Here is a 12,666-nt window from a genome sequence, read left to right as displayed (position 1 = left end):
CCGGCGCTAAGGCCGGCCTTTCCATTCATCTCTGTCGCGATATCAGAACTTGAAGGAGATACCGACATTCACCGCGTTGGTGAAGATCTCGGTCTTCAGGGAATCGCCACTGTCGATATCGACGTCAATCCAGGAGTAGTTGCCCTTGTACTCGACGAAGGCCGCCCAGCGATCGGTAATGTCGTACTTGACGCCAGCCTGTGCCTGAAGCGTCGCGCCGCCGAACTGGTACTCGGACGTGGTTCCGCTCGGACGTGTCACTTCGATATGCGGAACGTTGATGCCGACGCCCGCGCCCACGTAAGGGGTGAAGCGGCTACCCTCGATCGGGAAGCGATAGAGCGCGTTCACCGTCAGAAGGTTGATGCCATCGGTCATTTCGAAATGATCCCAGCCGGTCTCGGCCAGTGTTTCGTCATCCGCATAGACCTTCGCATGAGTGAAATCGAGCGAAATGCCGAGGTTGGAAAGTCGCCCGCCGTCGAACCAGTAGGTGCCGCGAACGCCCCAGTAGATCGGCATAGAGAAGGAGTTTCCTTCCCAACCAGCGGTGAAGTCTGGCCCACCCGATAATTCTACGTCGCTATGCGGCGCGGTCTGGTAGCCACCATAGACGGAGAACTCGTAACCGCCGGTGCTTTCAAGCGCAACAGCAGCTTCCATCGGCGCTTCGATCGGCGCCATATCTGCTGCCTGCGCAGAGGAGAAAGCGACGAGCCCGACGATTGACGCGGACGCCAGGAAGAGGAACGTTGATTTGCGCATGGAGAGCCCGGAATGTTTCTTGCTTCGACTCAATCTTTAGCGAGCAGAGGCGTTGCGGTCTGTGGTTTTTATGCACCACCTGCAATCATCTTGACCAGTTATGGTGAATGAAGCGTAAAAGGTGCGGCTTCACCGCCTTCTGGGAACAGCTATCCGCCAAACAGGGTCCGGAGGATGTCGATACCCCGATCCTCGAACGCAACGTCGCCATGCTTGTTGCCGGGTCCGATGACGACCACCTTCGTACCTACGGGGGCCCGTGAATAGAGGTGCTCCACGTCCTTGTTCATCATCCGGATGCAGCCGGACGACAGGTTGAGACCGATCGACCACGGTTGGTTGGTGCCGTGGATGCGGAAGATCGTGTCACGGCCACCCTTGTAGAGATACATTGCGCGCGCGCCGAGCGGGTTGTCCGGCCCACCTTTTTGGACGGCGGGAAGGATGTGACCGCGAGCCGCCTCACGCCGGCGCATTTCCGCCGGGGGCGTCCATGACGGCCACTCCGCCTTGCGGCCGATCTTCACCACCCCTGACCAGCCGAAGCCTTCGCGACCGACGCCGATGCCGTAGCGGGTCGCGCGGTTCTTGCCTTCCACGTAGTAGAGGAACTTGTTGTGGGTATCGACGATGATCGTGCCGGGTGCTTCATTGGTGGAAAAGCGGACCATCCGGCGCTTGTATTTTTCGGGCACGGCGCGATTGCGCACCGAAGGTGCCACGTCGCTTGCCGTCGTCGCCGGTCGGGCTCCGGAGCTTTGAGCCGGAGCCTCGCTCGCCATCATCACCGCCATCATGCTGGCGACGGTCATCAGTGTCTTGGTTTTCATCTTACCCCTCTTGCCGCTCTGCGGTGAATGGGGAAGCAAGATGTCCCGGCACGTGACAAACGGCAAGCGGAGGACGCGATTCACGACGTGCCTCAGACGAGAAACCGGCCGCGCCGTGGCGGTGCGGCCACAATCGTCACATGACGATGACCTTGGTGCCGACCGATACCCGCTCGTAGAGATCGACCACGTCCTCGTTTCGCATGCGGATGCAGCCCGAGGAGACGGCGCTGCCGATGGTCCACGGGGCATTGGTCCCGTGTATTCGGTAGAGTGTCGAGCCGAGATACATGGCTCGCGCACCAAGCGGGTTTGCAGGGCCGCCGTCCATGCTGGCCGGCAGGAAGTGGCCCTTCGCAGCTTCGCGGGCGATCATCTCTTTCGGTGGAACCCAGCGCGGCCACTCCGCCTTCCGGGTGACCTTGTGGGTGCCGGCCCATTCGAAGCCTGGCTTGCCGACGCCGACGCCGTAGCGGCGAGCCTGTCCGTTTCCAGTGACGAGGTAGAGGAAGCGGTTGTTGGTGTCGATGACGATCGTGCCAGGAGCATGCTTCGTTTCATAAGCGACCGTCTGCGGCAGGAACTGCGGCTCGATCTGACTGCGGACGACCTTGTTCGGCCGCATGCTGGCCGGCTGCACCATGCCTTGGCGGGCCGTCTGCGGGCGACGCTGGACTTCCCGCTGTGTTCTGGGCTGGAAAAGGCCGCGCGGCTTTTCCGGACGCGTCGGATAGACCACCGGACGCACGTTGGCCCCACCGAGCTGCAGGATCCACGGTGCCGCGAGATCGGGACTGACGATCACTGGCGGTCGCTCGCGATAGCGATCGTTCGCCTGCGCCATCGTCGCAAAGGCGGGAATAAGGCCGAGGGCCAGCAGAAGCATCTTGTTCATCGTCGGATCCACTCGTTACATATGCACCGCTAGGGCGGTCACCGCCCGCTTCGCAGTTCACGCTGCCAATGGAGAACGAGGGAAGTGTAAACGGGTGGCGATTCAAATACGGCTCTGGGCATAAACCTTTCGGCAGGGTTACCGGCTGGTTTGGGGACATGGTTGACCAGGACTGAATCCAGCACGCGGCGCATTAACAGAGGGCGACAATGGAGAAGACGGGCATCATCATCGGCGAAGACGGCCGTTCGCGGTGCTTCTGGCATGGAGGGCTCGACGACTATCGCCGCTACCATGACGAGGAGTGGGGGCGGCCGGTGACCGATGACTTCCGGTTGTTCGAAAAGATCTGCCTCGAAGGCTTTCAGTCGGGGTTGTCGTGGCTGACGATCCTGCGCAAGCGGGAGAACTTCCGGGCCGCCTTCGCCGGCTTCGATTTCGAGAAGGTGGCGTCGTTCGACCAGGACGACGTGGAGCGGTTGGTGGCCGATGCAGGGATCATCCGCCACCGCGGCAAGATCGTCTCGACCATCAACAACGCTCGCCGCGCGGTGGAACTGCGAGGCGAGTTTGGCTCGCTTGCAAAATTCTTCTGGAGCTTCGAGCCGTCACCGGCCGACCGTCCGGCCGTGATGGACCTTGCAACGCTGCGGGCCAACCCCACCACCGCAACTTCGATCCGGCTCTCCAAGGACCTGAAAAGACGTGGTTGGACCTTTGTCGGCCCGACCACCGTCTACGCCTTCATGCAGGCCATGGGGCTGGTCAACGACCATCTCGCAGGCTGCTTCTGCCAGGCCGAGGCCGATCGGCTGCGGACCGAGTTCATTCGCCCGTGATCTCCGCCAGGACATCCCGCAACTCCCCCAGATGCCCGATCTGCCGGAAGCGTGGTGCGTCCGTCGGCGGCTCGACATGCTCCACCACCCAGGTCAGTTCGTGCGGCACGAAGACGCCGTAGCTGCCGGCGGCGATTGCCGGCACGATGTCGGACTTCAGCGAATTGCCCACCATCATCGCGCGGTCCGGCCCATCGGCGACCTTTGAGAATATCCGCCGGTAGGTGGTGGCGCTCTTGTCGCTGACGATCTCGATCGCGTCGAAGAGCTCGCCAAGGCCTGATTGCGCCAGCTTGCGCTCCTGGTCGAACAGGTCGCCTTTCGTGATCAGCACGAGCAGGTACTCGCCGTTGAGTGCGCGAAGCGTCTCCTCCACATGCGGCAGTGTCTCGACTGGGTGGCGCAGGAGGTCACGGCCGATATCAAGGATTTCGGCGATCGTCTTCGCGGGCACACGACCATCTGTGATCTCGATCGCCGTCTCGATCATCGAGAGCGTGAAGCCCTTGATGCCGAAGCCGTAATGCTCGAGGTTCCGCTTCTCCGCTTCGAGCAACCGCTCGGAAACATGACCTCCCTCGGCGTAATCGCCAAGCAGAGTGGCAAAATGCTCCTCTGTCAGGCGGTAGAACTGCTCGTTTTGCCAGAGCGTGTCGTCAGCATCGAAGCCGATGGCCGTGATGGGGCGCATGATCAATCCTCCAGCCTCTCATATGGACTGGGAGGAGAGCCGGGCAAGGACTCCTGCCCGGCTCCGCATGTTACTGTCCGCGTTCTTCCAGCCACTTGCGCATCTCGGCGATCTCCGCCTCCTGCGCCTTAATGACCTCTTCCGCGAGCTTGCGCATTTCCGGATCCTTGCCGTGTTCGAGCTGGATCTTCGCCATGTCGATTGCGCCCTGGTGATGCGGGATCATACTGCGCACGAAGTCGATATCGGCGTCACCTGTATAGTTGATCGCCATATCCTGGTGCATCTTCAGGTTGGCGTCCTCGAACGCCTTGGCCACAGGCTCGTCGGAGGCGGCCGCAGTGGTGTCGGCGTGGCCGTGGCCTTGCATGTCCTGCGCCATGGCAGGCGTCATGAGAAGGAGCGCGAGCGCGGACGTGGTGATGAGGTGTCTTGCAGACATGGTTCTTCCTTTTCGTATCTCTGGTTTGGATTTGAGCGGAATTCACATCACGAACTTCGGTGGGCGCTCCAGAGGTGACGGTTCGGAAGAGGAAATGACCCTGGCCTTGTCCCCCACGCGATAAAAGAGGCGTCCGCTATAGCCGACTTCAAATGGACGAGGCGGCAGCATGACCGGGCAGATGATGCAGAAGGTCATAGGACAGGGGGCTTCATGCGTCTCGCCGGCGAAACGGTTCACCTGCCGTTCGGTCGAGGCGCTGGCAGAACGATCCTGATGGAGATGATGACCCGTTGATCGCTCCGAATGCGCAAGGGCGGGTACCGGCGCATCGGCACGCGCGGCGGCAGATGAGACGCCGCCGGCGAATATCCAGAAGAAGAGGAGCAGCAGCCCCGATAGATGCTTCATGCGAAACTGCTTACTCCTGAATTGCGGCATTGCAATCGTCCTATCGCAGGACCCGCTTGGCGATGACCTGATGAACAATCTGATAGTCTCTGCCTTGCTCCCCGAACGGCACGACGGGCCATGGCCAATGCTCGTCGCCGTCCGGTGCAGGCACTCCATGCATGAGGTCTGCCGACTTCAGCGTCTCGCCGGAGCGGCCGACGATCCTGTAGGCGACGTCCGTCAGGAGAGTCGTCGTGCAGGGCAGGGCCGTCAGATCGCGCAGATGTGCCTCGAGGAGTTGCGGTACAACATCCGCTGGTGACACATCCTTGTCTTGTTCAAGGCAGCGCTCGGCACCCACGCCGATCTGCGACAGCAGGTTGGCCGAGATCACCAGGTCCAGGTAAGGGGCTCGCCGAAGGAAGGCGAGCGGCTCCGGGCGCCCCCCGACCAGCGCATCGCTGAATCCCGAGAGATCCCGATGAACGAGCCGCACATTGTCCAGACGCTTGACTTTGAGCCACAGGCGCACGCTCGCCAGATGCACCAGATCAACCAGTACGACCGTATCGAAGGTGCGGGCGAGCGCTTCCACGGGCACGTCCCGCACAAGCCCCGAACCAAGCACCACCGCCGTCCGCCGCTGGCGCATCCGGCCGATCGTGTCGGCGACGAACCGGCGGCAGTTTCCCTCATGCGCCGCCCACTCGTCCTTGCAGCGCGTGGCGCGCGACCAGAGGCTGACCGAGGAGCCGATGAACGGGCGAAATTCGCTTGGTGTGACCGGAGTGGTCGCGGCATACTGAAGGGCTTCGATGATCATCAGTTAGCGGTAGATCTCGCGCCGGTGACCGATCTCTACGACCAGCACGACGAGCCTCTGATCCTGGAGGTCGCAGATGATGCGATAGTCGCCGACGCGGTAGCGCCAGTAGCCGCCGAGGGCGTGGCCGGTAAGGGCGACTCCCAGTTCACGGGATATTGATGGAGCGCAAGGCGTTCTGAGAGAAATTCCCTGATGCGCTTCTGGACGGTGGGATGGAATGTCCGAACTGATTTCTGGACCGACGTTGTGTACTCAATCGTCCAGGCCACGCCAGAAGTCCTCTGCGCTGATAACCCGGTCTTCGCCGGTGCGAAGCCGGTGCATCGCCCCGTCGGCTGCAGCTATACCGTGCAGGTCCTCCAGATGCTGCTCGATTACTTCGCGCAAATAGGCATCTGTTGCGGCTCCTGCTTCCGCCGCATACTCCTCGACGAGCCTCAGCATTTCGTCCGGCATCTCGATCGTGACGCGCTTGTTCATGGCGGTGACCCTTTCGTATCGCACATATACCATCGCAGCCGTCCCTTCGCCAGCCGCCCGCCCTTGCCGCTCCGGCCTCCATCCTCTAAGAAACCGCTCACGAAATCCGGCCCTTCCGGGCCGCCGGCAATGGACATCCGATCATGAGCGAGAAGCAGAAGAAACCCCAGAAGCTGAAGGCCCGCCTGCCGCGTGGCTTCGTCGATCGCTCGGCTGCCGATATCCATGCCACCAACGAGATGATCGCCAAGATCCGCGAGGTCTACGAGCGCTACGGCTTCGATCCGGTCGAGACGCCGCTCTTCGAGTATACGGACGCCCTCGGAAAGTTCCTCCCGGATGCCGATCGCCCCAACGAGGGCGTCTTCTCGCTGCAGGACGACGACGACCAGTGGATGAGCCTGCGTTACGACCTGACGGCGCCGCTTGCTCGCCATGTGGCGGAGAACTTCAACGAGATCCAACTGCCGTTCCGCACCTATCGCGCCGGATACGTCTTCCGCAACGAGAAGCCCGGCCCCGGCCGCTTCCGCCAGTTCATGCAGTTCGACGCCGATACCGTCGGCGCACCGGGCGTCCAGGCCGATGCCGAGATGTGCATGATGATGGCCGACACGATGGAAGCACTCGGCATCAAGCGCGGCGACTATGTGATCCGGGTCAACAACCGCAAGGTTCTGGATGCAGTGTTGGATGCGGTAGGTTTGGCGGGCGAGGGAAAGGCAGGGCAGCGCCTGACGGTGCTGCGGGCACTAGATAAAATGGACAAGTTCGGGTTGACGGGTGTGCAGCTCTTACTAGGCCCAGGCCGCAAAGATGAAAGTGGTGATTTCACCAAAGGGGCCGGTCTTGACGATATACAGATCATGCGATTGCTCAACACGCTTGGCTGGGGAGAGAGAGGCAGCGGCCCAGACAGCTCAGTCAACGATCGGTTGACGATCTTCAATCTACGAGACCGCCTCGAAGAGTACGGCGTTGCTACTGCTGGCGCAGATGAACTTTTGCTCATCAACGATTTGGTTCGCGCCGCTGACTATGATGAGAGCCGCATCAAGATCGACCCCTCGGTCGTCCGCGGCCTCGAATACTACACCGGCCCCGTCTTCGAAGCCGAACTCCTCTTTGACGTCACCAACGAGAAGGGCGAGAAGGTCGTCTTCGGCTCGGTCGGCGGTGGCGGGCGGTATGACGGGCTCGTCTCCCGCTTTATGGGCCAGCCGGTTCCCGCCACCGGCTTTTCCATCGGTGTCTCGCGCCTGATGACGGCGCTGAAGAACCTCGGCAAGCTGGGACAGGACGAAGTGCTTGGTCCAGTCCTCGTCACCGTCATGGACGGCGATGTCGACAGCATGGGCCGCTACCAGCGCTTCACGCAGGAGCTTCGCAATGCCGGTATTCGGGCCGAAATGTACCAGGGCAACTGGAAGAAGTTCGGCAACCAGCTGAAATATGCCGACCGCCGCGGCTCACCCATCGCCATCATACAGGGCGGCGACGAGCGGGCAGAGGGCGTCGTCCAGATCAAGGACCTGATCGAGGGCAAGCGCCTCTCTGGCGAGATCGAGGATAACGCCGCCTGGCGCGAGGCGCGGGTGGCGCAGGAGACGGTTCCGGAAGCCGACCTCGTTGCCAAGGTGAAGGAAATCCTGGCCGCTCAGGCGGAAGACCGGCGGCGGGCAGGCTGACCATGCCGCTGATCGACATGCCGGCTTTTGCCGGTGACCTGCTGGAGGAGTTCGAGACGCGCCAAACGGTGCGGGTCAACACGCCGGTGATCCAGCCGGCCGAGCCCTTTCTCGACATGGCCGGCGAGGACCTGCGCCGCCGCATCTTCCTGACCGAGAGCGAAACCGGGGCGAGCCTCTGCCTGCGGCCGGAGTTCACCATTCCGGTCTGCCTGCGCCATATCGAGACCGCGACCGGCACGCCGAGGCGATATTCCTACCTCGGCGAGGTCTTCCGCCAGCGTCGCGAAGGTTCGCACGAATTCTACCAGGCCGGCATCGAGGATCTCGGAGAAGGCGACACGGCCGCCGCCGACGCCCGCGCGATTGGCGACGCGATGGGCATTCTCGGCCGGCTTCTTCCCGGACGAACTCTTGCGCTGACGCTCGGCGATCAGGCGGTTTTCGAGGCCGTCGTGAAGGCGCTTGGCCTGCCGCTCGGCTGGCAGAAGCGGCTTATCCATGCCTTCGGCGACATGGCGCATCTCGAGGCACTTCTGGACCGGCTCGCCAGACCCCAGCCGGTAGCGGGCCTTGAACCGCAGATAGCGGCGCTTCTCGCTTCGGGCGAAGAGGATGAACTGGTGGCGCGGATCGACCGCACCATGCAGGAGACGGGCTATTCCACCAATGCCAGCCGCTCGCCTGCCGAGATCGCGCGGCGCCTGAAGGACAAGCTGACGCTCGCCGAAACGAAGCTCGACGGCGGGGCGCTGCTTCTCCTGCGGGAATTCCTGACGCTGAAGCTGCCGCTCGCCGATGCGTCCTCGGCGCTCGCGGGCTTTGCCGATGCAGCCGGGCTTGACCTGGAGCCGGCGCTTGCCCGGTTCGACGCGCGGCTGGCCGCACTGACCGAAAGCGGGCTTGATCTCTCCGGCATGACCTATCGCGCCGCCTTCGGCCGCCCTCTGGACTATTACACCGGCCTCGTTTTCGAAGTGACCGAGACAGGGTCCTCCGCCGTGCTTGCGGGTGGCGGCCGCTTTGATCGGCTGCTGACGTTACTGGGCGCTAAGGATCGCATTCCGGCGGTAGGCTTCGCGCTCTGGCTTGACCGGATCGAGCAGGCGAGGGACCAAGGATGACGATCACCATCGCACTGCCCTCCAAGGGGCGCATCAAGGACGATACGGCCGCCGTCTTCGATCGCGCCGGCCTCGCCATTTCAGCCGTCGGCAATGACCGCTCCTATCGCGGTCGGATCGATGGCATGGAAGGCGTTGAGGTCGCCTATCTCTCCGCATCGGAGATTGCGCGGGAACTGGCGGCCGGCGCGGTCGATTTCGGTGTCACCGGCGAGGACCTCGTGCGCGAGGGCATGGCTGACGTCGATGCGAAGGTGGAGTTCTGCGCCCGTCTTGGCTTCGGCCAGGCGGATGTCGTCGTCGCGGTACCGGAGATCTGGCTGGATGTGGAGACCATGGAGGATCTGGGCGACGTCGCTGCCGATTTCCGGACCCGCCACGGTCGGCGTCTCGCGATCGCCACGAAATACTGGCGGCTGACGCAGCAGTTCTTCTCGCGCCAGCACGGCATCCAGCTCTACCGGATCGTCGAAAGCCTCGGGGCCACCGAGGGTGCGCCGGCAGCGGGGCAGGCCGACATCATCGTTGACATCACCTCCACCGGATCCACGCTCAAGGCGAACCACCTGAAGGTGCTGGGCAATGGCGTGATCCTGAAGAGCGAGGCTTGCCTTGTTCGTGCCCGCAAGCCGGAGCACGACCGGGATCCGCGTGTCGGCAGGATCATCCAGGCAGTGCAGCGCGCGGTCGTCTGAGCGGAATGGCCGAGGAAGACAAGATCATCGGCCTCTACGAGCGGCACGCGCAGGCTTTCGACCAGCTGCGCGGCAAGAACCTCTTCGAGAAGCCCTGGCTGGATCGCTTCGCTGCGCTTCTTCCGCCCAATGGCACGATCCTGGACCTCGGCTGCGGCTCCGGAGAGCCGATTGCCGGCCATTTCATTGCCCGCGGCTTCCGTCTGACCGGTGTCGACAGCTCCCCGTCGCTGATCGACCTGGCAAGGCAGCGATTTGCCGATCAGCAGTGGATCGTCCGCGACATGCGCAGGTTGCCGCCCGGGCGGACCTTCAATGGGATCATCGCCTGGCACAGCTTCTTCCATCTCAGCCCCGCGGATCAGCGCGCGATGTTTCCGGTTTTCGCCTACCTCGCGGCACCCGGGGCAGCGCTGATGTTCACGGCCGGCCATTTCGAGGGCGTGGCGATGGGGGAGTTCGGCGGCGAGCCGCTCTATCACGCGAGCCTGTCGCGGCAGGAGTATGGGGACCTGCTGGCGGCGAACGGTTTCAAACTCGTGGCGCAGATGGGCCAGGATCCCGCCTGCGGTGGCGCCACCGTCTGGCTGGCGCAGCGCGTCATCTGACATACACGAAAAACCCGCCGGTCCGCATGGGATCCGGCGGGTTCGCCTTGGGCAGGGAACGTCGAAGGTTAGGCAGCGATTGCGACCGAACCACGGCGGCGGGCGTCGAGCGAGTAGGCACCAGCGCCCACAGCGGCAAGCGCCAGGAAGCCGCCTGCGATCGTCAGGTTCTTCATCATCATCAGGCCGTTGAACATGGTCAGCAGACCGTTTGCGGCTTCCGGGAAGTCAGGCACGTTGATGGCGCCGGAGTGGAAGACGAGGCCCGTGAAGGCGGAGAAGAGCGCGAGCAGGATCGCCGAGACGCGGGTCTGGAAGCCGACCAGCACGAAGAGGCCGACGACCAGCTCGAAGATGCCCGCGAGATAGGCGAGGGCGGTCGCGGCCGGGAAGCCGGCACCGGCGATCATGCCGGCAGTGCCTGCAGGATCGAGGAGCTTCGGATAGCCGGACAGGATGAACATTGCCGAAAGCAGCACGCGGGCGGCGAGCAGCAGAAGGTTGTTGGTCGAGGTGTTGGGCATGGGTGTTCTCCAGGAGAAAAGATTGAGGTTCAGTGGCATCGAATTCTGGAGAGGAATATGCCCACATTCGGTGTGCTTCGAAAGATGAACAATAGGAGACAGATTGTCTTATAAAATTGAACGAGAGATAAATGCCGCGTCTCTCGCCCAACAGAAAAGGGCGGTCCGAAGACCGCCCTTCCTGATTTGAACCGGATGGCTCAGATGTAGGACCCGAAGGTCTTACATCATGTCCATTCCGCCCATTCCGCCCATGCCGCCAGGCATGCCGGCCGGAGCGTCCTTCTTCGGCAGTTCGGCGATCATGGCTTCCGTCGTGACGAGGAGGCCGGCAACCGAGGCTGCGTCCTGAAGGGCGGTGCGAACGACCTTGACCGGGTCGACGATACCCATGGCGATCATGTCGCCATACTCGCCGGTCTGGGCGTTGTAGCCGAAGTTGTCGGTGTTGCCCTCGAGGATCTTGCCGACGACGATCGAAGCTTCGTCACCAGCGTTCTCTGCGATCTGGCGGGCCGGAGCCTGCAGCGCGCGGCGAACGATGTTGATGCCGGCTTCCTGGTCGGCGTTCTCGCCCTTGACCGAGAGCTGGTGGGAAGCACGCAGCAGAGCGACGCCGCCGCCCGGTACGATGCCTTCCTGAACGGCAGCGCGGGTCGCGTTGAGCGCGTCGTCGATGCGGTCCTTCTTTTCCTTCACTTCGACTTCCGTCGAGCCGCCCACGCGGATCACGGCAACGCCGCCAGCGAGCTTGGCAAGGCGTTCCTGCAGCTTTTCGCGGTCGTAGTCCGAAGTGGTCTCTTCGATCTGCGCCTTGATCTGGGCAACACGGCCTTCAATGTCAGTCTTCTGGCCGGCACCGTCAACGATCGTGGTGTTTTCCTTGGAGATCGAGACCTTCTTCGAGCGGCCGAGCATGTCGAGGGTGACATTCTCGAGCTTGATGCCGAGGTCTTCGGAGATGACAGTGCCGCCCGTTAGGATGGCGATGTCTTCGAGCATGGCCTTGCGGCGGTCGCCGAAGCCCGGAGCCTTCACGGCAGCGATCTTGAGGCCGCCGCGCAGCTTGTTGACGACGAGCGTTGCAAGCGCTTCGCCTTCGACGTCTTCAGCGATGATGAGGAGCGGCTTGCCCGACTGAACGACGGCTTCCAGGACCGGCAGCATGGCCTGCAGGTTGGAAAGCTTCTTCTCGTGCAGCAGGATGTAGGGATCGTCGAGATCCGCAACCATCTTTTCCGGGTTGGTCACGAAGTAGGGCGACAGGTAGCCACGGTCGAACTGCATGCCTTCGACGACTTCGAGTTCGGTCTCGGCGGTCTTGGCTTCCTCGACGGTGATGACGCCTTCGTTGCCGACCTTCTGCATTGCTTCAGCAATGTCGAGGCCGATCTGGCGCTCGCCGTTGGCAGAGATGGTGCCAACCTGTGCGACTTCTTCCGACGTGTTGATCTTCTTGGCCTTGGCCTGGAGATCGGCGACGACGGCCTTGACGGCGAGGTCGATACCACGCTTCAGGTCCATCGGGTTCATGCCCGCTGCAACAGCCTTGTTGCCTTCGCGGACGATGGCCTGGGCGAGAACGGTTGCGGTCGTGGTGCCGTCACCGGCGATGTCGTTGGTCTTCGAAGCGACTTCGCGGACCATCTGGGCGCCCATGTTCTCGAACTTGTCTTCCAGTTCGATTTCCTTGGCGACGGAGACGCCGTCCTTCGTGATGCGCGGTGCGCCGAAGGACTTGTCGATGACGACGTTACGACCCTTCGGGCCGAGGGTGACCTTGACGGCATCGGCGAGGATGTCGACGCCGCGCAGCATCTTTTCGCGCGCGGTGCGGCCGAACTTTACTTCTTTAGCTGCCATTTT

16 protein-coding genes are annotated in these 12,666 nt (G+C 62.6%); 5 read left to right on the top strand and 11 right to left on the bottom strand.

Annotation, left to right across the window (positions count from 1 at the left end; translation table 11 throughout):
- Positions 1–42: 42 nt before the first annotated feature.
- From ACEPP2_RS01020 to ACEPP2_RS01010, 3 genes are all read right to left on the bottom strand, one after another.
- Positions 43–765: an outer membrane protein gene (locus tag ACEPP2_RS01020; RefSeq protein ID WP_395515513.1), complete on the bottom strand. Its 723-nt coding sequence runs from the start codon at positions 763–765 to the stop codon at positions 43–45.
- Positions 766–914: 149 nt separating this feature from the next.
- Complete coding sequence (locus ACEPP2_RS01015; protein ID WP_395515792.1) at positions 915–1,562, bottom strand: L,D-transpeptidase; 648 nt, start codon at positions 1,560–1,562, stop codon at positions 915–917.
- A 169-nt stretch (positions 1,563–1,731) separates the two neighbouring features.
- Positions 1,732–2,490 carry a L,D-transpeptidase gene (locus tag ACEPP2_RS01010; RefSeq protein WP_395515512.1) on the bottom strand — a complete coding sequence of 253 codons (759 nt, stop codon included), beginning with the start codon at positions 2,488–2,490 and terminating at the stop codon, positions 1,732–1,734.
- Between the two features lie 209 nt (positions 2,491–2,699).
- Here ACEPP2_RS01010 and ACEPP2_RS01005 point away from each other — a divergent pair, with 209 nt between their 5' ends.
- Positions 2,700–3,329, top strand: coding sequence for a DNA-3-methyladenine glycosylase I (locus ACEPP2_RS01005; protein ID WP_395515511.1), 630 nt, complete (start codon positions 2,700–2,702; stop codon positions 3,327–3,329).
- On the opposite strand, the gene ACEPP2_RS01000 is transcribed toward ACEPP2_RS01005, so the two are convergent.
- The 6 genes from ACEPP2_RS01000 to relB form a co-directional block, all read right to left on the bottom strand.
- A complete protein-coding gene (locus ACEPP2_RS01000) occupies positions 3,316–4,026 on the bottom strand; it encodes an HAD family hydrolase (protein WP_395515510.1) in 711 nt (236 codons plus the stop codon). The two genes, ACEPP2_RS01005 and ACEPP2_RS01000, sit on opposite strands and share 14 nt — an antisense overlap.
- Before the next feature lie 64 nt (positions 4,027–4,090).
- Positions 4,091–4,462: a CopM family metallochaperone gene (gene copM, locus ACEPP2_RS00995; RefSeq protein ID WP_395515509.1), complete on the bottom strand. Its 372-nt coding sequence runs from the start codon at positions 4,460–4,462 to the stop codon at positions 4,091–4,093.
- 42 nt (positions 4,463–4,504) lie between these two features.
- Positions 4,505–4,873, bottom strand: coding sequence for a hypothetical protein (locus tag ACEPP2_RS00990; protein WP_395515508.1), 369 nt, complete (start codon positions 4,871–4,873; stop codon positions 4,505–4,507).
- 40 nt (positions 4,874–4,913) lie between these two features.
- Positions 4,914–5,678: a hypothetical protein gene (locus ACEPP2_RS00985; protein ID WP_395515507.1), complete on the bottom strand. Its 765-nt coding sequence runs from the start codon at positions 5,676–5,678 to the stop codon at positions 4,914–4,916.
- A 3-nt stretch (positions 5,679–5,681) separates the two neighbouring features.
- A complete protein-coding gene (locus tag ACEPP2_RS00980) occupies positions 5,682–5,825 on the bottom strand; it encodes a type II toxin-antitoxin system RelE family toxin (RefSeq protein WP_395515791.1) in 144 nt (47 codons plus the stop codon).
- Positions 5,826–5,933: 108 nt separating this feature from the next.
- On the bottom strand, positions 5,934–6,161 hold the full coding sequence (gene relB / locus ACEPP2_RS00975; protein WP_395515506.1) for a type II toxin-antitoxin system RelB family antitoxin: 228 nt from the start codon (positions 6,159–6,161) through the stop codon (positions 5,934–5,936).
- A gap of 143 nt (positions 6,162–6,304) precedes the next feature.
- Between relB and hisS the strand changes: the two genes are divergently transcribed.
- The 4 genes from hisS to ACEPP2_RS00955 are packed head-to-tail and all read left to right on the top strand — an operon-like array spanning position 6,305 to position 10,276.
- Positions 6,305–7,849, top strand: coding sequence for a histidine--tRNA ligase (hisS, locus tag ACEPP2_RS00970; RefSeq protein ID WP_395515505.1), 1,545 nt, complete (start codon positions 6,305–6,307; stop codon positions 7,847–7,849).
- 2 nt (positions 7,850–7,851) lie between these two features.
- Positions 7,852–8,973 (top strand): ATP phosphoribosyltransferase regulatory subunit, encoded by a 1,122-nt coding sequence (locus ACEPP2_RS00965; RefSeq protein ID WP_395515504.1) that lies wholly within the window; start codon positions 7,852–7,854, stop codon positions 8,971–8,973.
- Complete coding sequence (gene hisG, locus ACEPP2_RS00960; RefSeq protein ID WP_395515503.1) at positions 8,970–9,668, top strand: ATP phosphoribosyltransferase; 699 nt, start codon at positions 8,970–8,972, stop codon at positions 9,666–9,668. The genes ACEPP2_RS00965 and hisG overlap by 4 nt, the downstream gene beginning before the upstream one ends.
- Positions 9,669–9,673: 5 nt before the next feature.
- Positions 9,674–10,276: a class I SAM-dependent DNA methyltransferase gene (locus ACEPP2_RS00955; RefSeq protein WP_395515502.1), complete on the top strand. Its 603-nt coding sequence runs from the start codon at positions 9,674–9,676 to the stop codon at positions 10,274–10,276.
- A gap of 68 nt (positions 10,277–10,344) precedes the next feature.
- On the opposite strand, the gene ACEPP2_RS00950 is transcribed toward ACEPP2_RS00955, so the two are convergent.
- On the bottom strand, positions 10,345–10,800 hold the full coding sequence (locus tag ACEPP2_RS00950; protein ID WP_395515501.1) for a DoxX family protein: 456 nt from the start codon (positions 10,798–10,800) through the stop codon (positions 10,345–10,347).
- A gap of 222 nt (positions 10,801–11,022) precedes the next feature.
- Positions 11,023–12,663 (bottom strand): chaperonin GroEL, encoded by a 1,641-nt coding sequence (groL, locus tag ACEPP2_RS00945; RefSeq protein WP_281978494.1) that lies wholly within the window; start codon positions 12,661–12,663, stop codon positions 11,023–11,025.
- Between the last annotated feature and the right edge of the window lie 3 nt (positions 12,664–12,666).

It is taken from the genome of Pseudorhizobium flavum (assembly GCF_044142885.1).
Lineage (GTDB): Bacteria > Pseudomonadota > Alphaproteobacteria > Rhizobiales > Rhizobiaceae > Neorhizobium > Neorhizobium flavum.
Note: the sequence above shows the minus strand (reverse complement) of the source record. Positions and strands in the feature narration are given on the sequence as shown.